22 protein-coding genes are annotated in these 19,833 nt (G+C 62.3%); 21 read left to right on the top strand and 1 reads right to left on the bottom strand.

The genetic code is table 11. The features are described 5' to 3' along the window. The first annotated feature begins 19 nt into the window (after positions 1-19). Positions 20-3,922 (top strand): DNA-directed RNA polymerase subunit beta', encoded by a 3,903-nt coding sequence (locus DMB86_RS19135; protein WP_113719172.1) that lies wholly within the window; start codon positions 20-22, stop codon positions 3,920-3,922. Positions 3,923-4,062: 140 nt separating this feature from the next. Here the strand turns inward: DMB86_RS19135 and DMB86_RS19130 are convergent, their stop codons facing one another. After that, complete coding sequence (locus tag DMB86_RS19130) at positions 4,063-5,055, bottom strand: patatin-like phospholipase family protein (protein ID WP_171814569.1); 993 nt, start codon at positions 5,053-5,055, stop codon at positions 4,063-4,065. A gap of 414 nt (positions 5,056-5,469) precedes the next feature. Between DMB86_RS19130 and rpsL the strand changes: the two genes are divergently transcribed. The 20 genes from rpsL (at position 5,470) to rplF (ending at position 19,832) form a co-directional block, all read left to right on the top strand. Continuing rightward, complete coding sequence (gene rpsL / locus DMB86_RS19125) at positions 5,470-5,844, top strand: 30S ribosomal protein S12 (protein ID WP_038464715.1); 375 nt, start codon at positions 5,470-5,472, stop codon at positions 5,842-5,844. Between the two features lies 1 nt (position 5,845). Beyond that, complete coding sequence (rpsG, locus tag DMB86_RS19120) at positions 5,846-6,316, top strand: 30S ribosomal protein S7 (protein WP_113719170.1); 471 nt, start codon at positions 5,846-5,848, stop codon at positions 6,314-6,316. A gap of 82 nt (positions 6,317-6,398) precedes the next feature. Beyond that, positions 6,399-8,513, top strand: a complete 2,115-nt coding sequence (gene fusA, locus DMB86_RS19115; RefSeq protein ID WP_113719169.1) for an elongation factor G — start codon at positions 6,399-6,401, stop codon at positions 8,511-8,513. Between the two features lie 160 nt (positions 8,514-8,673). Next, the gene (gene tuf, locus DMB86_RS19110; RefSeq protein ID WP_113719168.1) at positions 8,674-9,864 is read left to right on the top strand and encodes an elongation factor Tu; all 1,191 of its coding nucleotides are present in this window, start codon (positions 8,674-8,676) and stop codon (positions 9,862-9,864) included. Positions 9,865-10,450: 586 nt separating this feature from the next. Beyond that, positions 10,451-10,759 (top strand): 30S ribosomal protein S10, encoded by a 309-nt coding sequence (gene rpsJ / locus DMB86_RS19105; protein ID WP_003803825.1) that lies wholly within the window; start codon positions 10,451-10,453, stop codon positions 10,757-10,759. 17 nt (positions 10,760-10,776) lie between these two features. Beyond that, positions 10,777-11,427: a 50S ribosomal protein L3 gene (gene rplC / locus DMB86_RS19100; RefSeq protein WP_113719167.1), complete on the top strand. Its 651-nt coding sequence runs from the start codon at positions 10,777-10,779 to the stop codon at positions 11,425-11,427. A 4-nt stretch (positions 11,428-11,431) separates the two neighbouring features. After that, positions 11,432-12,259 carry a 50S ribosomal protein L4, sunset domain variant gene (gene rplD / locus DMB86_RS19095; protein WP_113719166.1) on the top strand — a complete coding sequence of 276 codons (828 nt, stop codon included), beginning with the start codon at positions 11,432-11,434 and terminating at the stop codon, positions 12,257-12,259. Further along, positions 12,256-12,561, top strand: a complete 306-nt coding sequence (gene rplW, locus DMB86_RS19090; protein ID WP_113719165.1) for a 50S ribosomal protein L23 — start codon at positions 12,256-12,258, stop codon at positions 12,559-12,561. The genes rplD and rplW overlap by 4 nt, the downstream gene beginning before the upstream one ends. Positions 12,562-12,591: 30 nt before the next feature. Further along, on the top strand, positions 12,592-13,431 hold the full coding sequence (gene rplB, locus DMB86_RS19085) for a 50S ribosomal protein L2 (protein WP_113719164.1): 840 nt from the start codon (positions 12,592-12,594) through the stop codon (positions 13,429-13,431). A 12-nt stretch (positions 13,432-13,443) separates the two neighbouring features. Then, positions 13,444-13,725, top strand: a complete 282-nt coding sequence (rpsS, locus tag DMB86_RS19080; RefSeq protein ID WP_011775591.1) for a 30S ribosomal protein S19 — start codon at positions 13,444-13,446, stop codon at positions 13,723-13,725. A 39-nt stretch (positions 13,726-13,764) separates the two neighbouring features. Next, a complete protein-coding gene (rplV, locus tag DMB86_RS19075) occupies positions 13,765-14,130 on the top strand; it encodes a 50S ribosomal protein L22 (protein ID WP_113719163.1) in 366 nt (121 codons plus the stop codon). After that, entirely contained in the window at positions 14,131-14,970 is an 840-nt protein-coding gene (gene rpsC / locus DMB86_RS19070) for a 30S ribosomal protein S3 (protein ID WP_113719162.1), read from the top strand. It abuts the gene before it with no gap. Then, positions 14,971-15,387: a 50S ribosomal protein L16 gene (rplP, locus tag DMB86_RS19065; protein WP_113719161.1), complete on the top strand. Its 417-nt coding sequence runs from the start codon at positions 14,971-14,973 to the stop codon at positions 15,385-15,387. A gap of 2 nt (positions 15,388-15,389) precedes the next feature. Continuing rightward, positions 15,390-15,713 (top strand): 50S ribosomal protein L29, encoded by a 324-nt coding sequence (rpmC, locus tag DMB86_RS19060; RefSeq protein WP_113719160.1) that lies wholly within the window; start codon positions 15,390-15,392, stop codon positions 15,711-15,713. Positions 15,714-15,769: 56 nt separating this feature from the next. Then, positions 15,770-16,000 carry a 30S ribosomal protein S17 gene (gene rpsQ, locus DMB86_RS19055; RefSeq protein WP_113719710.1) on the top strand — a complete coding sequence of 77 codons (231 nt, stop codon included), beginning with the start codon at positions 15,770-15,772 and terminating at the stop codon, positions 15,998-16,000. A gap of 1,457 nt (positions 16,001-17,457) precedes the next feature. Further along, on the top strand, positions 17,458-17,826 hold the full coding sequence (rplN, locus tag DMB86_RS19045; protein WP_113719709.1) for a 50S ribosomal protein L14: 369 nt from the start codon (positions 17,458-17,460) through the stop codon (positions 17,824-17,826). Positions 17,827-17,829: 3 nt separating this feature from the next. Then, the gene (gene rplX / locus DMB86_RS19040; RefSeq protein ID WP_113719158.1) at positions 17,830-18,192 is read left to right on the top strand and encodes a 50S ribosomal protein L24; all 363 of its coding nucleotides are present in this window, start codon (positions 17,830-17,832) and stop codon (positions 18,190-18,192) included. Beyond that, positions 18,189-18,773 carry a 50S ribosomal protein L5 gene (gene rplE, locus DMB86_RS19035; RefSeq protein ID WP_113719157.1) on the top strand — a complete coding sequence of 195 codons (585 nt, stop codon included), beginning with the start codon at positions 18,189-18,191 and terminating at the stop codon, positions 18,771-18,773. The genes rplX and rplE overlap by 4 nt, the downstream gene beginning before the upstream one ends. A gap of 103 nt (positions 18,774-18,876) precedes the next feature. Further along, on the top strand, positions 18,877-19,275 hold the full coding sequence (gene rpsH, locus DMB86_RS19030) for a 30S ribosomal protein S8 (protein WP_113719156.1): 399 nt from the start codon (positions 18,877-18,879) through the stop codon (positions 19,273-19,275). 20 nt (positions 19,276-19,295) lie between these two features. After that, on the top strand, positions 19,296-19,832 hold the full coding sequence (rplF, locus tag DMB86_RS19025) for a 50S ribosomal protein L6 (protein ID WP_113719155.1): 537 nt from the start codon (positions 19,296-19,298) through the stop codon (positions 19,830-19,832). Position 19,833: the final 1 nt, after the last annotated feature.

The raw sequence follows: 19,833 nt of genomic DNA, 5'->3' as shown, positions 1-19,833 counted from the left end.
TAGAGAGAACAGGACCCCTATGTCCAGCGAATCCTCCTTCGGCCTCATGCAGATCGGACTGGCCACCGCGACAGATATTCGCGACTGGTCACACGGTGAAGTCAAGAAGCCGGAAACCATCAACTACCGCACGCTCAAGCCTGAGAAGGACGGCCTCTTCTGCGAGAAGATCTTTGGCCCGTCCCGCGACTGGGAGTGCTACTGCGGCAAGTACAAGCGCGTGCGCTTCAAGGGCATCATCTGTGAGCGTTGTGGTGTGGAAGTCACCCGCGCCAAGGTGCGCCGTGAGCGCATGGGCCACATTGAGCTCGCCGCCCCCGTCACCCACATCTGGTACTTCAAGGGCGTTCCGTCGCGCTTGGGCTACCTGCTGGACCTGGCGCCGAAGGACCTTGAAAAGGTCATTTACTTCGCCGCGTACATGATCACCAGCGTTGATGACGACGCCCGCCACGCCGAACTGCCGAACCTCCAGATCGAGCACGACCTGGAGAAGAAGCGCATGGTCGACATGCGTGACTCCGACATTGCCACGATCGCCCGCGACCTCGAGAACGAGATTGCCCGCCTCGAGGGCGAGGGCGCCAAGGCGGCAGACAAGAAGAAGGCCCGCGACTCCGCGGACCGTCAGATGGCGAACGTGCGCAAGCGTGCCGACGCGGACATCGACCGCCTCGAGCAGGTATGGGACCGCTTCAAGGGCCTGAAGGTTGCCGACCTCGAAGGCGACGAAGCCCTGTACCGCGAATTGCGTGACCGCTACGGCATGTTCTTCGAAGGTTCCATGGGTGCCGAGGCGATCAAGAAGCGCCTCGAAAACTTCGACATGGCGGGTGAAGCGGAGATCCTGCGCGACATCATCCAGAACGGCAAGGGGCAGCGCAAGACGCGTGCCCTCAAGCGCCTGAAGGTCGTCAACGCGTTCCTGACCACCAACAACTCCCCGCTGGGCATGGTGCTGGACGCCGTCCCGGTGATCCCGCCGGAACTGCGCCCGATGGTCCAGCTTGACGGTGGCCGTTTCGCCACCTCGGACCTGAACGACCTGTACCGCCGCGTGATCAACCGCAACAACCGTCTCAAGCGCCTGCTTGACCTGGGTGCTCCGGAGATCATCGTGAACAACGAAAAGCGCATGCTGCAGGAAGCTGTGGACTCGCTGTTCGACAACGGCCGGCGCGGCCGCCCGGTCACGGGACCCGGCAACCGTCCGTTGAAGTCGCTCTCCGACATGCTCAAGGGCAAGCAGGGGCGCTTCCGCCAGAACCTCCTCGGCAAGCGCGTTGACTACTCCGGCCGTTCGGTCATCGTGGTCGGCCCGCAGCTCAAGCTGCACCAGTGCGGCCTGCCGAAGCAGATGGCGCTGGAGCTCTTCAAGCCGTTCGTGATGAAGCGCCTGGTTGACCTCAACCACGCACAGAACATCAAGAGCGCCAAGCGCATGGTGGAGCGTTTCCGTCCCCAGGTGTGGGATGTTCTCGAAGAGATCATCACCGAGCACCCGGTGCTGCTGAACCGTGCACCAACGCTGCACCGCCTGGGCATCCAGGCGTTCGAGCCGCAACTGGTGGAAGGCAAGGCCATCCAGCTTCACCCGCTGGTTTGTGGCGCCTTCAACGCCGACTTCGACGGGGACCAGATGGCAGTGCACCTGCCGCTGAGCCCCGAAGCGCAGGCTGAAGCCCGCATCCTGATGCTCTCCAGCAACAACATCCTGAAGCCTTCGGACGGCCGCCCGGTCACCCTGCCTTCGCAGGACATGATCATCGGCCTGTACCACTTGACCACCAAGCGCATCGGCGCCGTGGGCGAGGGCCGGATCTTCTCCACCCCGGCCGAGGCCGTCATGGCGCACGACGCCGGCGAGCTGCACCTCAACTCGCAGGTCAAGATCCGTCTGGACAACTTCGTGCCGTACGCGGGCTGGGAAGCCCCCGAGGGCTGGGAAGCCGGCCAGCCGGCCATTGTGGCGACGTCGCTGGGCCAGGTCATCTTCAACGAGACCCTGCCCGCCGACTACCCGTGGGTTGAAAAGGTCGCGGACAAGGGCCAGCTCTCCGAGATCGTCAACGACCTCGCCGAGCGCTACCCGAAGGTTGTTGTCGCGGCGACGCTGGACAACCTGAAGGATGCAGGCTTCTACTGGGCCACCCGCTCCGGCATCACCGTTGCCATCTCGGACATCGAGGTGCCGAAGGCGAAGCCGGCCATCCTGGAGGGCTACGAAGTCAAGGCCGCCAAGGTCCAGGCCCAGTTCGACAAGGGCCTGATCGCCGACGACGAGCGCCGCCAGGAGCTCATCGACATCTGGAACCAGGCCACCAACGAGATCGCCGATGCGATGCGTGCGTCGCTGTCCGCCTCCAACACGATCAACCGGATGGTTTCCTCCGGTGCCCGTGGTAACTGGATGCAGGTCCGCCAGATCGCCGGTATCCGTGGCCTGGTGGCCAACCCGAAGGGCGAAATCATTCCCCGGCCGATCAAGTCCTCCTACCGCGAGGGCCTGTCGGTGCTGGAATACTTCATCGCCACGCACGGTGCCCGCAAGGGTCTGGCCGACACGGCCCTCCGTACAGCAAACTCGGGCTACCTGACGCGACGCCTGGTTGACGTCTCACAGGATGTCATTGTTCGTGAAGACGACTGTGGCACCGAGCGCGGCCTGACCCTGCCCATCGCGGTGGTCACTGAAACCGGTGAAATCAAGCTGCACGAGGAAGTCGAGAACAGCGTGTACGCACGCACCTTGGCCGCCGACGTGCTGGATTCCTCCGGCGAGGTGCTGGCCTCTGCCGGCGACGACGTGGGCGATGTCCTCATTGCCAAGCTGTTCGCAGCCGGCGTTGAAGAGATCAAGGTGCGCTCCGTGCTGACCTGCGAGTCCACGGTGGGCACCTGTGCCCTCTGCTACGGCCGGTCACTGGCCACCGGCAAGACCGTGGACATCGGTGAGGCCGTGGGCATCATTGCCGCACAGTCCATTGGTGAGCCCGGCACGCAGCTGACCATGCGTACCTTCCACACTGGTGGTGCCGTTTCGGCCAGCCGCGGCGAGGACATCACCCAGGGTCTGCCCCGTATCCAGGAGCTGTTCGAGGCACGTACCCCCAAGGGTGTTGCCCCGATCGCGGAAGCTGCCGGCCGCATCAACATTGATGAGTCCGAACGCACCATGCGCCTGATCCTGACCCCGGACGACGGAACGGAAGAGATCGCCTACCCGGTCCTGCGCCGTGCCCGCCTGCTGGTTGCAGACGGCGAGCACGTCGTGGTGGGCCAGAAGCTGATCGTCGGCGCCGTCGACCCCAAGCAGGTCCTGCGCATCCTCGGCCCGCGAGCCGCCCAGAAGCACCTCGTGGAGGAAGTCCAGGGCGTCTACCGCAGCCAGGGTGTGGGCATCCACGACAAGCACGTGGAAGTCATCGTGCGCCAGATGCTGCGCCGCGTGACGGTCATCGAGTCCGGTGACTCCAACCTGCTCCCCGGCGAGCTGGCCGAGCGCGGCCGCTTCGAGACGGAAAACCGTCGCGTGGTGTCCGAGGGCAAGAAGCCGGCATCGGGCCGTAACGAGCTCATGGGCATCACCAAGGCCTCGCTTGCCACCGAGTCCTGGCTCTCCGCCGCTTCCTTCCAGGAAACCACCCGCGTCCTGACGCAGGCGGCCATGGAAGGCAAGTCCGACCCGCTTCTGGGCCTGAAGGAGAACGTCATCATCGGTAAGCTGATCCCGGCTGGTACGGGTCTGCCGCGCTACACCAACGTCACGGTGGAGCCGACCGAGGAAGCCAAGGCCAATCTGTTCACCGGTCCGAGCGCATTCAGCGACTTTGACTACGTGGGCGGCGTGGGCGACCTTGGCGCCGAGTTCCGTGCCATCCCCCTGGATGACTACGACCTGGGCACCAACTTCAGCGGCTGACCTGGCCATCTACTGATGCGATAAGAGAGCTGCCGAGGCCCCTCGAGCCTGGGGACTTGCGAGGTTGGAGAGGCAGCGAACGGGCGGTGAGTCACCTTTCACAGGTGACCCACCGCCGTCGTACTTTAACAGGCAGGCAGCTAGTTGGCGTAGTCGCCTGCCTTCCATGCCTCCCAGTCCCACGTGGTCAGGAACTGCTGCCCGCTTGCCTGGCCCTTGCTGAACATGATTTCCTTGTCCTCCTGGGTCAGATGGAAATCGGTGGCACGGTAATTGGTCGTGTCGACGAAGATGGTGCGGGAGACCGCCTGCGGGTCATTGACGTAGCTGCGGTCGTGGGCGCCCATCATGGTGCCCAGCAGCGACTTCGCCAGCTGGACGTTGCTGTTGTCCGGCGCCCAATCCGCTGTCCGGATGCTGGTCTGCCCGGACAGCTTCACGCCGAGCGTGGGCCAGCGCGACGGCTGGCCGTCATGTCTGTCGAATATCGCCATGGGAAAGTTGGAGAGCAGGCCGCCGTCGGCGCAGACTATGTGGTCATGTCCGGTCTCGGCGGCGTTGATGGGCATTTTCCAAGGCCGGAAAAAGAAGGGTATCGACGCGGAGGCACGGATGGCGTCCGCGACTGATGCGGTGTCCGGATCAACGCCCAGCAGTTGTTCGTAGTCCCAGGGCAGCCGCAGCATCAATCCGCGGGAGACGTCGGAGACGATGACCACCAGCTTGTAGCGCTGCCCGGGAGGAAGTGCGCTGCCGGGATCCTCTTCCTTGAGGTCGGCCCAGGTATAGACGCCTTCGCCGGCCAGCGTCTCGGAGATCCATTCATGCAGGAACCCTCCGGCGAAAAGGCCTTCGTGGAAGAGCAGTCCTGCGGACTGGCCCAGGCCGGGCAGGTGGGCCATGAATCCCGATTCGTCCTCAAACTTCGCAAAGTCCAAACCGTCCATGACGTCCTTGACCCGGGCCACGGTCATGCCGGAGGCCAGAAGGCCCGCAACGATGGCACCGGCGGAGGTGCCTGCCACGCGGTGGAACGAGTAGGGATCGGTGTGCGTGGCAAGTGCGGTCACCGCCCCCACCAAGCCGGACCCCTTGACGCCGCCGCCTTCGAGCACCAGATCTGCATCAGCCATGACACACCTGCCTACCGCCTGTAGCTTCCCGCTCCACATGGGTGCCGCAGGTGGGAGACCGGCCGAGGTGCGGCGTGGAGTACCTTTGAGATTGCGCCTACGGCGGGGCCCTGTCAAGGGCAATCCCGGGGCACCCCGGCCGTGATTTTTAGCTCGTGCCCGCCGCATGGTAGTGTGGTTATCAATTGTTAGTGTGGCAGTGGATAAGAGCGCCCATTTCTCCAGGTTTCCCGGGAGAGGGGTCGCGGGTCCGGGTTGTACGGTTCTTGTACAGCGAATGCCACATTTTTGCATGCCTAGGCGCTGTGAAGTCGCCCAAGTCTGCGACTACCAGTAAAAGGCTCTTCCTCGGCGGACGATGGCCAGGAAAAGCGATACGAGAAGCATCTCGAGAAAACAACGGAGAACACGAAAGTGCCTACGATTAACCAGCTGGTCCGAAAGGGCCGGACACCCAAGGTCACGAAGACCAAGGCTCCCGCATTGAAGGGCAGCCCCATGCGTCGCGGCGTTTGCACGCGCGTTTACACCACGACCCCGAAGAAGCCGAACTCGGCCCTCCGCAAGGTGGCACGTGTGCGCCTCAACGGCGGCGTGGAAGTCACCGCTTACATCCCCGGTGTCGGACACAACCTCCAGGAGCACTCCATCGTGCTCGTTCGCGGAGGCCGTGTGAAGGACCTTCCCGGTGTTCGGTACAAGATCGTCCGTGGCGCATTGGATACCCAGGGCGTTAAGAACCGCAAGCAGGCCCGCAGCCGCTACGGTGCAAAGATGGAGAAGAAGTAATATGCCTCGCAAGGGTCCGGCCCCCAAGCGGCCGCTAGTTGTAGATCCCGTTTACGGTTCCCCCCTGGTCACGCAGCTGATCAACAAGGTTCTGGTCGACGGCAAGAAGTCCACCGCGGAGCGCATTGTTTACGGCGCACTCGAAGGTGTCCGCGAGAAGACAGGCGCCGACCCCGTCGCAGCGCTGAAGAAGGCCATGGAAAACATCAAGCCGAGCCTTGAGGTGAAGTCCCGCCGCGTCGGTGGCGCAACCTACCAGGTACCGGTCGAGGTCAAGCCGGGCCGCCAGACCGCCCTTGCCCTGCGCTGGCTGGTCGGCTACTCCAAGGCCCGCCGCGAGAAGACCATGACCGAACGCCTGCGCAACGAGGTTTTGGATGCCTCGAACGGCCTTGGTGCCGCAGTCAAGCGTCGCGAAGACACCCACAAGATGGCCGAGTCCAACAAGGCATTCGCCCATTACCGCTGGTAACTAGAGCCGTGAGGGTGGTTCCGAACGGCCCGGTTGCCGCAAGGAACCACCCGCAAGCTCATCTCTAGAAAAGGGAGAAACCGTGGCACAGGACGTGCTTACAGACCTTAACAAGGTCCGCAACATCGGCATCATGGCCCACATTGATGCCGGCAAGACCACTACTACCGAGCGCATCCTGTTCTACACGGGTGTGAACCACAAGCTCGGCGAAACGCACGACGGCGCCTCGACGACTGACTGGATGGAACAGGAAAAGGAACGCGGCATCACCATTACCTCCGCCGCGGTGACCTGTTTCTGGAACAACAACCAGATCAACATCATTGACACCCCCGGCCACGTTGACTTCACGGTTGAGGTTGAGCGCTCCCTGCGTGTGCTCGACGGCGCCGTCGCCGTCTTCGACGGCAAGGAGGGCGTGGAGCCGCAGTCCGAGACTGTCTGGCGCCAGGCTGACAAGTACAACGTGCCGCGCATCTGCTTTGTCAACAAGATGGACAAGCTGGGCGCCGACTTCTACTTCACCGTCGACACCATCATCAACCGCCTCGGCGCCAAGCCGCTGGTCATGCAGCTGCCGATCGGCGTCGAGAGCGAATTCACCGGCGTCGTGGACCTGTTGACCATGAAGGCCTTCGTCTGGGCAGGCGACTCAAAGGGTGACGTCACCATGGGTGCCGCCTACGAGATCCAGGAGATCCCCGCGGATCTGCAGGAAAGGGCTGAAGAGTACCGTGCTTCCCTCATTGAGGCGGTTGCCGAGTCCTCCGAAGAGCTGATGGAGAAGTACCTTGAGGGCGAAGAGCCGTCCATCGAGGAACTGAAGGCGGGCATTCGCAAGCTGACCGTGAACTCGGAGATCTACCCCGTCTTCTGTGGTTCTGCCTTTAAGAACCGCGGCGTGCAGCCCATGCTCGACGCCGTCATCGACTACCTGCCGAACCCGCTGGACGTCGGCGCCATGGTGGGCCACGATCCCAAGGACGAGTCCGTGGAGATCAAGCGCGAGCCGAGCGAGGCGGAGCCGTTCTCGGCCCTGGCCTTCAAGATCGCCACGCACCCGTTCTTCGGTCAGTTGAACTTCATCCGCGTGTATTCCGGCCGGGCAACCAACGGAACGCAGCTGCTGAACTCGACCAAGCAGAAGAAGGAACGCATCGGCAAGCTGTTCCAGATGCATGCCAACAAGGAAATGCCCGTCGATGAGATCCACGCCGGTCACATCTACGCCGTGATCGGCCTCAAGGACACCACCACCGGTGACACCTTGTGCGACCCCGCAAATCCCATTGTCCTTGAGTCGATGACCTTCCCCGAGCCCGTGATCTTCGTTGCCATCGAGCCGAAGACCAAGGGGGACCAGGAGAAGCTGTCCACGGCCATCCAGAAGCTCTCCGCTGAGGACCCGACGTTCACCGTCAACCTCAATGAAGACACCGGCCAGACCGAGATTGGCGGCATGGGCGAGCTGCACCTGGACATCCTGGTGGACCGCATGCGCCGCGAATTCAACGTTGAGGCCAACGTCGGCAAGCCGCAGGTTGCGTACCGCGAAACCATCAAGCGCGCCGTTGTCAAGCACGATTACACGCACAAGAAGCAGACCGGTGGTTCGGGGCAGTTCGCCAAGATCCAGATCGCCATCGCGCCGCTGGATACTGCCGAAGGTGCCATGTACGAGTTCGAGAACAAGGTCACCGGTGGCCGTGTTCCGCGCGAATACATTCCCAGCGTTGACCAGGGCATCCAGTCCGCACTGCCTGACGGCGTGCTGGCCGGCTACCCGATGGTCGGCATCAAGGCCACGCTGCTTGACGGCGCGTCCCACGATGTTGACTCATCCGAAATGGCCTTCAAGATCGCCGGCCGCATGGCGTTCAAGGAAGCGGCCCGGATGGCCAACCCGGTCCTGCTCGAACCGCTGATGGAAGTTGAAGTCCGCACCCCTGAGGAATACATGGGTGAAGTTATCGGTGACATCAACTCCCGCCGCGGCCAGATGCAGTCCATGGAGGATGCCAGCGGCGTCAAGGTCATCCGTGCCCTGGTGCCCCTGTCCGGAATGTTCGGCTACATTGGCGACCTGCGTTCCAAGACCCAGGGCCGTGCCGTGTACTCGATGAAGTTTGACAGCTACGCTGAGGTCCCGAAGGCAGTAGCCGACGAGATCATCCAGAAGGCCCGCGGCGAATAACCGCACTTTTGCTTGGGTCCATTCGGCACTTTATGCTGATACGGACCCAGGCAAGCAGTAATTTCCTAAATATCAAAAGCCCCCAGTAGACTTGCTATCGATTTCGGTGACGAAAAGCGTCGCCGAGAGTAAGTCAACGAAAACGTTCTAGGAGGAACCCGTGGCGAAGGCAAAGTTCGAGCGGACTAAGCCGCACGTTAACATCGGCACCATCGGTCACGTTGACCATGGTAAGACGACGTTGACGGCTGCCATTTCCAAGGTGCTGTACGACAAGTACCCCACACTCAACGAGAAGCGCGACTTTGCTTCCATCGACTCGGCTCCCGAGGAGAAGCAGCGCGGCATCACCATCAACATCTCGCACGTTGAGTACCAGACCGAGAAGCGTCACTACGCACACGTTGACGCTCCCGGACACGCTGACTACATCAAGAACATGATCACCGGTGCCGCCCAGATGGACGGCGCAATCCTGGTGGTTGCCGCGACTGACGGCCCGATGGCCCAGACCCGCGAGCACGTTCTGCTGGCCCGCCAGGTGGGCGTTCCCTACCTGTTGGTGGCACTGAACAAGTCCGACATGGTTGACGACGAAGAACTCCTCGACCTGGTCGAAATGGAAGTTCGCGAACTTCTCTCCTCACAGGGCTTCGATGGCGACGAGGCACCGGTTATCCGCGTCTCGGGCCTGAAGGCACTGGAAGGCGACCCCAAGTGGGTCAAGTCCGTTGAGGACCTGATGGACGCCGTTGACAACCATGTTCCGGACCCGATCCGCGACAAGGACAAGCCGTTCCTGATGCCGGTTGAAGATGTCTTCACCATCACCGGCCGTGGCACCGTTGTGACGGGCCGCGCCGAGCGTGGAACCCTCAAGATCAACTCCGAAATCGAGATCGTCGGCATTCGTCCGGTCCAGAAGACCACGGTTACCGGCATCGAGATGTTCCACAAGCAGCTCGACGAGGCTTGGGCCGGCGAGAACTGTGGTCTGTTGCTCCGCGGCATCAAGCGCGAAGATGTCGAGCGTGGCCAGGTCATCGTGAAGCCGGGTTCCATCACCCCGCACACGAACTTCGAAGGCAACGTCTACATCCTGGCCAAGGATGAGGGTGGGCGTCACAACCCGTTCTACTCCAACTACCGCCCGCAGTTCTACTTCCGCACCACGGATGTTACCGGTGTCATCACCCTGCCCGAGGGCACGGAAATGGTCATGCCTGGCGACAACACCGAAATGACCGTTGAGCTGATCCAGCCCATCGCCATGGAAGAAGGCCTCGGCTTCGCCATCCGCGAAGGTGGCCGCACCGTTGGTTCAGGTCGAGTTACCAAGATCATCAAGTAACCTGCCCGCCAGGTGACTCAGGTCTGGAGGAAGGCCCCCGGCTTCGGCCGGGGGCCTTCCTCCTTTAACGACAGGGTGTGCACGCGGCGGTCCGCGTGGCGGCGCGTCCGTTGGCGACGCGGGCACCGTGGCGACGGGTGAGGTTCCCCACTCGGACGAGATCCCGGGCCGGCAAATACCGCGCAGGTGCGCCACGTGCGCGGCACGGTGGGCGGTTCAGGGCATGCCGAAGCCGGGCGACGGGACCTCCGGTTGGCGTTTCGCGTCTGATTCCGGCATACTTATTGAGTTGTTCAAGTGCCTTTTCGTGTCCCGGTTGAGATAATGCTCGACGCAGGGTCCAAGCTAAGGACCAAACATAACCCACCTTCGCACGTAGTTGCGGGCATGTGCGCATTCTTGATCGCGACACGCCCGACCGCGGGGGTCGGAGCTTCGGCGGATTGAGGAACCCGGAAATGTCCGGATTCAGTGCGTTGGAAGCGTGGCCGGAGAGCCACGGTGAACTGAGAAAAGTAAACAGCGTTTACGTCAACAGCATTGCTCCCACAGGATGCTTCGTTACAGGAAAGAGAGTCACGACGCCATGGCGGGACAAAAAATCCGCATCCGGCTGAAGTCATATGACCACGAGGTCATTGATGTTTCAGCGCGGAAGATCGTTGAGACGGTCACGCGCGCAGGCGCAACGGTAGTTGGCCCCGTGCCGCTGCCCACCGAGAAGAACGTGTACTGCGTTATCCGTTCGCCTCACAAGTACAAGGACAGCCGCGAGCACTTCGAAATGCGCACGCACAAGCGTCTGATCGACATCATCGACCCCACGCCCAAGGCGGTGGATTCGCTCATGCGTCTCGACCTGCCGGCCGACGTGAACATCGAAATCAAACTGTAGGGAGGTGCTGAGAAACTATGACCGCGACCCGAAACACTAAGGGCATCCTGGGCACGAAGCTCGGCATGACCCAGGTCTGGGACGAGAACAACAAGCTTGTTCCTGTAACCGTCGTCCAGGCCGACTCCAATGTCATCACCCAGCTGCGCAACGCAGAGGTCGATGGCTACACCGCCGTTCAGATCGGCTACGGCCAGATCGACCCGCGCAAGGTGACCAAGCCGCTGGCCGGCCACTTTGAAAAGGCTGGCGTCACGCCCCGCCGGCACGTCGTCGAGCTGCGCACTGAAGACGCCGGATCCTACTCCCTCGGCCAGGAAATCTCTGTTGAGATCTTCGAAGCCGGCCAGAAGGTCGACGTCGTCGGCACTTCCAAGGGCAAGGGATTCGCCGGTGTCATGAAGCGCCACGGCTTCCACGGTGCCCCGGCATCCCACGGTGCCCACAAGAACCACCGCAAGCCCGGTTCCATCGGTGGCGCGTCCACCCCTGGCCGCGTCTTCAAGGGTGTCCGCATGGCTGGCCGCATGGGCGCCGAGCGTGTCACGACCATGAACCTGACGGTTCACGGTGTCGACGCCGAGAAGTCGCTGCTGCTGATCAAGGGTGCCGTCCCCGGCGCCCGCGGCTCGGTCGTCCTGGTACGCACCGCCGTGAAGGGAGCATAAGAAAATGGCTACTGTAAAGGTTGACCTGCCTGCAGAGATCTTTGACGTCCAGACCAACGTGCCGCTGCTGCACCAGGTCGTCGTCGCACAGCTCGCTGCTGCACGCCAGGGTACCCACAAGACCAAGACCCGCGCCGAAGTTTCCGGTGCCGGCCGCAAGCCGTTCGCCCAGAAGGGCACCGGCCGCGCCCGCCAGGGATCCATCCGCGCCCCGCACATGACCGGCGGTGGCATTGTCCACGGTCCGACCCCGCGCGACTACAGCCAGCGCACCCCCAAGAAGATGAAGGCTGCAGCCCTGCGCGGCGCCCTCTCCGACCGGGCACGCAACGGCCGCATCCACGTGATCTCCGAACTGGTTTCCGGCTCCGCGCCGTCCACCAGGACGGCCAAGGCCGCCTTGGCGGCGGTTTCCGACCGCAAGAACCTGCTGGTTGTCATCGAGCGCAGCAACGACGTTGCCGCCTTGAGCGTTCGGAACATCACCAACATCCACGTGCTGTACGTTGACCAGCTCAACACCTACGACGTGCTTGTTGCTGACGACGTGGTCTTCACCCAGGCCGCCTACGAGATCTTTGTCTCCGGGCGCGCCGCTTCCGAGGCGTTTGCCTCCAGCATGGTGTTGGTCGAGGACCTGGGTTCCGCAGATGCTGCCGAAGGCACCATCAAGGGCAACAAGGACTCCATGAAGTACCACGTGCCTGGTTCACGCTGGTACGACGCCACCGTGGCCGAGGTATGGTTCGCAACCGTCGAGGAAGCCAAGGCCGCAGGCTTTGTTCCCGCCGGCGGCGAAGCTGCCCAGACGATTGAGGAGGACGCCAAGTGAGCGCCGTCACCATCAAGGATCCGCGCGACGTGGTGCTTGCACCGGTCGTCTCGGAAAAGAGCTACGGCTTGATCGACGAAGGCAAGTACACCTTCCTGGTCGACCCCCGCTCGAACAAGACCGAGATCAAGCTGGCCGTGGAGAAAATCTTCTCTGTCAAGGTCGACTCGATCAACACCATCAACCGTGCCGGGAAGCGCAAGCGCACCCGCTTCGGATGGGGACAGCGCAAGAGCACCAAGCGCGCCATTGTCTCCCTCAAAGAAGGCACGATCGACATCTTCGGCGGTCCGCTTTCATAAGCGGAGACCACTTTAACGAGGAAATAAACTATGGGAATCCGTAAATACAAGCCGACAACCCCGGGCCGTCGCGGCTCGAGCGTTGCCGACTTCACTGAAATCACGCGGTCGACGCCGGAGAAGTCTCTGGTCCGTCCCCTGCCCAAAAAGGGTGGCCGCAACAACACCGGTCGTATCACGACACGTCACAAGGGTGGTGGCCACAAGCGCCAGTACCGCCTGATTGACTTCCGTCGCCACGACAAGGACGGCGTCAACGCACGTGTGGCCGAGATCGAATACGATCCCAACCGCACCGCGCGCATTGCCCTCCTGCACTACGTCGATGGCACCAAGCGTTACATCATCGCTCCGAACAAGCTCAAGCAGGGCGACTTTGTGGAAGCCGGTTCCGCGGCCGACATCAAGCCTGGCAACAACCTGCCGCTGCGCAACATCCCCGTGGGTACTGTCATCCACGCCGTGGAGCTGCGTCCCGGCGGCGGTGCCAAGATGGCCCGATCCGCAGGAGCTTCCGTCCAGCTCGTCGCCAAGGAAGGCAAGTTCGCCCAGCTGCGTCTGCCTTCCGGTGAAATCCGCAACGTCGATGCGCGCTGCCGCGCAACCATCGGTGAGGTCGGCAACGCCGAGCAGTCCAACATCAACTGGGGCAAGGCAGGGCGCATGCGCTGGAAGGGCGTCCGCCCGACCGTCCGCGGTGTCGTCATGAACCCGGTTGACCACCCGCACGGTGGTGGTGAAGGCAAGACCTCCGGTGGACGCCACCCGGTCAACCCGAACGGTAAGCCCGAGGGCCGTACCCGCCGCCCCAACAAAGAGAGCGACAAACTCATTGTTCGTCGCCGTCGTACTGGCAAGAACAAGCGATAGGAGCCTGGAGACATGCCACGTAGCCTGAAGAAGGGTCCTTTCGTAGACCAGCACCTCTTTGTCAAGGTAGCTAGGGAAAACGACAAGGGCACCAAGAACGTCATCAAGACCTGGTCCCGCCGATCGATGATCATCCCGGACATGCTGGGTCACACGATCGCCGTGCACGATGGTCGCAAGCACATCCCCGTGTTTGTCACCGAGTCGATGGTCGGGCACAAGCTCGGCGAATTCGCCCCCACGCGGACATTCCGCGGCCATGTCAAGGACGACCGCAAGGGCAAGCGCCGCTAGGCGTTTGGCACTTACGGCTAAGACGAGAGAAGGATAGCAATGGAAGCCAAGGCAAGTGCGCGTCATCTGCGCGTCACGCCTATGAAGGCCCGGCGCGTCGTCAACCTGATTCGTGGCAAGCAGGCGAATGAGGCATTGGCGATTTTGAAGTTTGCCCCCCAGGCAGCTTCGGAGCCGGTATTCAAGGTAGTCCAGTCCGCAGTGGCAAACGCCCGCGTTCTGGCTGATCGCGACAGCGTCGCGTTCAATGAAAATGATCTGTACATCAGCGAAATCTTCGTTGACGAGGGCCCGACCATGAAGCGGTTCCAGCCGCGTGCCCAGGGTCGTGCGTTCCAGATCAAGAAGCGCACCAGCCACGTCACCGTGGTTGTCGCTACCCCCGAGAAAGAGGAGGCTCGCTAAGTGGGACAGAAAGTAAACCCGCACGGGTTCCGTCTCGGGATCACCACGGACCACCGTTCACACTGGTTCGCGGACAGCAACAAGCCCGGACAGCGTTACAAGGACTTCGTAAAAGAAGACATCAAGATCCGCGCGCTCATGTCCACGGGCATGGACCGCGCCGGCATTTCCAAGGTGGAGATCGAGCGCACCCGTGACCGTGTACGTGTGGACATCCACACCGCACGCCCCGGCATCGTGATCGGCCGCCGTGGAGCTGAAGCAGACCGCATCCGCGGCGAGCTCGAAAAGCTCACCGGCAAGCAGGTCCAGCTCAACATCCTGGAGGTGAAGAACCCGGAAGCAGACGCTCAGCTCGTTGCCCAGGGCATCGCCGAGCAGCTGACTTCACGTGTGGCCTTCCGCCGCGCGATGAAGAAGGCCATGCAGTCCGCACAGCGCACCGGCAGCGTCAAGGGCATCCGTGTCGCTTGCGCCGGTCGTCTGGGCGGCGCTGAAATGTCCCGCACCGAGTTCTACCGCGAAGGTCGTGTGCCCCTGCACACCTTGCGCGCCAACATCGACTACGGCTTCTTCGAAGCCAAGACCGTGTTCGGCCGCATTGGTGTCAAGGTCTGGATCTACAAGGGCGATGTCACGAGCAAGGAACTGGCTGCCCAGGCAGCCGCAGCTCCCGCCCGTGGCCGTGGCCCGCGTCGTGACGGCGATGACCGCGGACCCCGCGGCCCCCGCGCCGGTGGCGACCGCCGTCGTAACGACCGTCCCGAGGCTGCTGCCGCGGCCCCGGCTCCTGCAGCTGCAGAGGTTGCAGCTCCGGCAGCAGAAGGAGGACAGGCTTAAATGCTTATCCCACGTCGAGTAAAGTACCGCAAGCAGCACCACCCGGGTCGCACCGGGCAGGCTACGGGCGGCACCACGGTCACGTTTGGTGAGTGGGGCATCCAGGCCCTGACGCCCGCTTACGTCACCAACCGCCAGATCGAGTCCGCTCGTATCGCCATGACGCGTCACATCAAGCGTGGCGGAAAGGTGTGGATCAACATCTACCCTGACCGTCCGTTGACGAAGAAGCCTGCCGAAACCCGCATGGGTTCCGGTAAGGGTTCGCCCGAGTGGTGGATTGCGAATGTCAAGCCCGGCCGTGTTCTCTTTGAACTCTCCGGTGTATCAGAAGAGGTAGCTCGCGAGGCACTGCGCCTGGCGATCCACAAGCTGCCGTTGAAAGCACGCATCGTGCGTCGCGAAGGTGGTGAGTAGAGATGTCAGTTGGATCGAAGGATCTGGCCCCCGCACAGCTTGACGGGTTCGACAACGAGCGTCTTGTTGAAGAACTCCGGAAGGCCAAGGAGGAACTGTTCAACCTGCGCTTCCAGTCCGCCACCGGTCAGCTGGAAAGCCACGGCCGCCTGCGCGTCGTCAAGCGCGACATCGCCCGCATCTACACGGTGCTGCGCGAACGCGAGCTGGGTATCCGCCCGGACGCTGTTGCTGCAGCACCCGTGGAGAAGGCCTCCAAAAAGGCTGACAAGGGAGCCAAGAAGGCCTCCAAGAAGGCTGAAGAAACTGAGGAGGTCGCCAAGTGAGCGAATCTGTAAACAACACCGAAGCCGTGGGTGCAGCCCGCGGCGAGCGCAAGAAGATGCGTGGCTACGTCGTCTCCGACAAGATGGACAAGACCATCGTCGTCGAAGTTGAGGACCGTGTTAAGCACGCCCTCTACGGCAAGGTCCTGCGCCGCAACAAGAAGGTCAAGGCCCACGATGAAGGGAACACCGCCGGCATCGGCGACCTCGTCATCATCAGCGAGACCCGTCCGCTCTCGGCAACCAAGCGCTTCCGCCTGGTTGAGATCGTCGAGAAGGCCAAGTAATTCATCAGCCCCGTGCTGATTGATTTTGGGCCCGTCACCGTTCGCGGTGGCGGGCCCGACCTGCTTTAACGCCCGGCGGCGGACGCTTCCGTTGGAGCGACCCCGTACCAGGTGGTTGAGCTCGTCGAAACTGATCGGGTAGGCATTCCCTCGGCGAAGCAGCGCGGTGAAGCCGGCCTCGTCTCGGCGAAGCAGTGCGGTGAAGCCGGTTTCGTCTCGGCGACTATTCGCCACACGGCCGCGGGCGGCCTTAGTGACTCCTTTACGTCGCCTACGAGAACTTGGCCGCCACTGCTGCGGGCGAGTCCGGTGTTTCAGTAGGCGACGTCAAGGAGGCCGACGGTCCTCCACGGCCGCCGGCCGGAAAGCCGCGTAGGAAATGCCGGGCCTGCCGGCGTCCTGGCCGCCGCGACGACAATGTAGCTGCTGTCTTCCCACTCCGGGTTGATGGTGCAGGTAATGCGGCTTGGGGCCGGGCCAGCCCGCCGAAGCTGCACTATCAATTCATACATCGGGTTCCAGCCCGCCGAAGCTGCGCCATCGGTTTGGGGGTGGGGCTCCAGCCTGCCGGCGTCCTGGCCGCCGCGACGACAATGTAGCTGCTGTCTTCCCACTCCGGGTTGATGGTGCAGGTAATGCGGCTTGGGGCCGGGCCAGCCCGCCGAAGCTGCGCCATCAATTCATACATCGGGTTCCAGTCCGCCGAAGCTGCACCGTCGATTCGGGTGTGGGGTTCCAGCCTGCCGACGTCCTGGCCGCCGCCACGACAATGTAGCTGCTGTGCTCCCGCTCCGCGTTGATGGTGCAGGTAATGCTGCTTGGGGCCGGGCCAGTCCGCCGAAGCTGCACTATCAATTCAGACATCGGGTTCCAGCCTGCCGACGTCCTGGCCGCCGCCACGACAATGTAGCTGCTGTGCTCCCGCTCCGGGTTGATGGTGCAGGTACTGCGGCTTGGGGCCGGGCCGGTCCGCGGAAGCTGCACTATCAATTCGGACATCGGGTTCCAGTCCGCCGAAGCTGAACCATCGATTCGGTGTGGGGCCCCAGTCCGGGGGCCGCCAAAGGCGAGCCGCCGCTGAATTTTCCGGGGCCTGACGCCGGAGCCGGCCAGTCGCGCCTGTGGGGAAGGCAACGCCGTGGGTGGGCCGAGGGCGCGGGCCGGGGTTCAGGCGTCGTGCTAGGATTATCTATTGCTGCGCCTTTTCTGTGCCGCCGATATCGGCAGTGGCAGTGGGTGCGCAAATACCTCGTAAATGCTCGTGCCACTACAAACTGCCGTCCAGCAGGTGGATTAGTCCACCGCATCCGGTGCGGAAAGTGCAGTTGGCATGAGGTATTTAGGCGTGTTTTGGCAAAATCCAGGCACGTCGAGAGACATCCCGAACAATACGTTCCGCAAGGCTTATCCACAGATGGATTGTGGCCAAGAACCGGCGCGACGAACAGGAGACACTAGTGATTCAGCAGGAGTCGCGGCTTAAGATCGCCGACAACACGGGTGCCAAGGAAATCTTGACCATCCGCGTTCTCGGTGGATCCGGGCGCCGCTACGCAGGCATTGGCGACACCATTGTCGCTACCGTCAAGGACGCAATTCCCGGCGGAAACGTAAAGAAGGGTGACGTCGTCAAGGCTGTCATCGTTCGCACCAAGAAGGAACGCCGCCGCGCGGACGGTTCCTACATCAAGTTCGACGAGAATGCAGCAGTGCTTCTCAAGAACGACGGGGACCCCCGCGGTACCCGTATCTTCGGCCCGGTTGGCCGTGAACTTCGTGACAAGAAGTTCATGAAGATCATCTCGTTGGCTCCGGAGGTGCTGTAACTTATGGCGAAGATCAAGAAGGGTGACCTGGTTCAGGTCATCACAGGTGGCAAGGCCGAACGTGGCGGCGACCGTGGCAAGCAGGGCAAGGTCCTGAAGGTTTTCCCCGAGACCAACCGCGTGTTGGTTGAAGGCATCAACCGCGTCACCAAGCACACCAAGGCTGGCCAGACGGAACGTGGCACCACCACCGGTGGCATTGAAATCGTCGAGGCTCCCATTCACATTTCCAACGTTGCCGTGGTGGATCCGTCCACCAAGAAGCCGACCCGCGTTGGCTACCGCATCGAGACCGTTGAGCGCGATGGCCGCGAGCGTCAAGTACGCGTCCGCGTTGCCAAGGGCTCGGGGAAGGATCTGGCATGAGCGCCGCAGTTGCAGAGAACACGCCCAAGGTCTCGCCTCGCCTGAAGACCCGCTACGCAGCGGAAATCAAGGCGACGCTGACGCAGGAATTCGGTTACGCGAACGTCAACCAGGTTCCGCGCCTGGTCAAGGTCGTTGTCAACATGGGTGTTGGAGATGCCGCCAAGGACTCCAAGATCATTGACGGCGCCGTCCGCGACCTCACCGCCATCACCGGCCAGAAGCCCCAGGTTTCCAAGGCCCGCAAGTCGATCGCACAGTTCAAGCTGCGCGAAGGCATGCCGATCGGCTGCCACGCCACGCTGCGTGGGGACCGCATGTGGGAATTCCTCGACCGCCTGGTCACGCTGGCACTGCCCCGTATCCGCGATTTCCGCGGCCTGAGCGGCAAGCAGTTTGACGGCAACGGCAACTACACCTTCGGTCTGACCGAACAGGTGATGTTCCACGAGATCGACCAGGATGCCATTGACCGCGTACGCGGCATGGATATCACCGTCGTGACCACGGCCAAGACCGACGACGAAGGCCGCGCGCTGCTCAAGGCGCTTGGCTTCCCGTTCAAATCCGAAGATAACTAATCTACGTAAAAGGTCCGTTTCACGGTTCAGGCACGTCGAAACCTGGTTTCGACAGGCACTGTGCACGTGAAGGAAACCGTTACGAGGAAGGGCAAGCGCCCAAATGACAATGACAGATCCTGTCGCAGACATGCTTACGCGTCTGCGCAACGCAAACTCGGCACACCACGACTCCGTGTCCATGCCGTTCAGCAAGCTCAAAGGCCACATCGCCGACATCCTCAAGGCACAGGGCTACATCGCCGGCTGGAAGGTCGAAGACGCCGAAGTTGGCAAGAAAATGACCATCGACCTGAAGTACGGCCCCAGCCGCGAGCGTTCAATCGCCGGCCTGCGCCGCATCTCCAAGCCCGGCCTGCGCGTTTACGCAAAGTCCACCAACCTCCCCAACGTGTTGGGCGGTTTGGGTGTCGCCATCCTGTCGACGTCGTCCGGTCTGCTGACCGACCGCCAGGCTGCCAAGAAGGGCGTGGGTGGGGAAGTCCTCGCCTACGTCTGGTAGTAGAGAGAAGGGAAAGAATAATGTCACGTATTGGACGTCTCCCCATCTCCGTGCCTGCCGGCGTCGAGGTCAAGATCGAAGACAGCCTCGTTTCCGTCAAGGGCCCGAAGGGAACGCTGGAGCACACTGTGGCCAGCCCCATTGAGGTTGCTCTCGAAGAAAACACCATCACGGTGACCCGTCCCAACGATGAGCGCGCATCACGCTCACTCCATGGCCTGACGCGTACCCTCATTGACAACCTGATCATCGGTGTCACGCAGGGCTACGAGAAGAAGCTGGAAATTGTTGGTACCGGTTACCGCGTAGCCGCCAAGGGCGCAAACCTCGAGTTTGCCCTCGGCTTCAGCCACCCGGTTGTCGTCGAGGCACCGGCCGGCATCACCCTGACGGTTGAGGGCCCCACCAAGCTCTCCGTCGCAGGCATTGACAAGCAGCAGGTGGGCGAAGTTGCTGCCAACATCCGCAAGCTGCGCAAGCCCGACCCCTACAAGGGCAAGGGCGTTCGCTACGCAGGCGAGATCATCCGCCGCAAGGTCGGAAAGGCTGGTAAGTAAC

This window comes from Arthrobacter dokdonellae (assembly GCF_003268655.1).
In the GTDB taxonomy this organism is placed as follows: domain Bacteria; phylum Actinomycetota; class Actinomycetes; order Actinomycetales; family Micrococcaceae; genus Specibacter; species Specibacter dokdonellae.
This window is presented reverse-complemented; position numbering and strand designations above follow the sequence as displayed.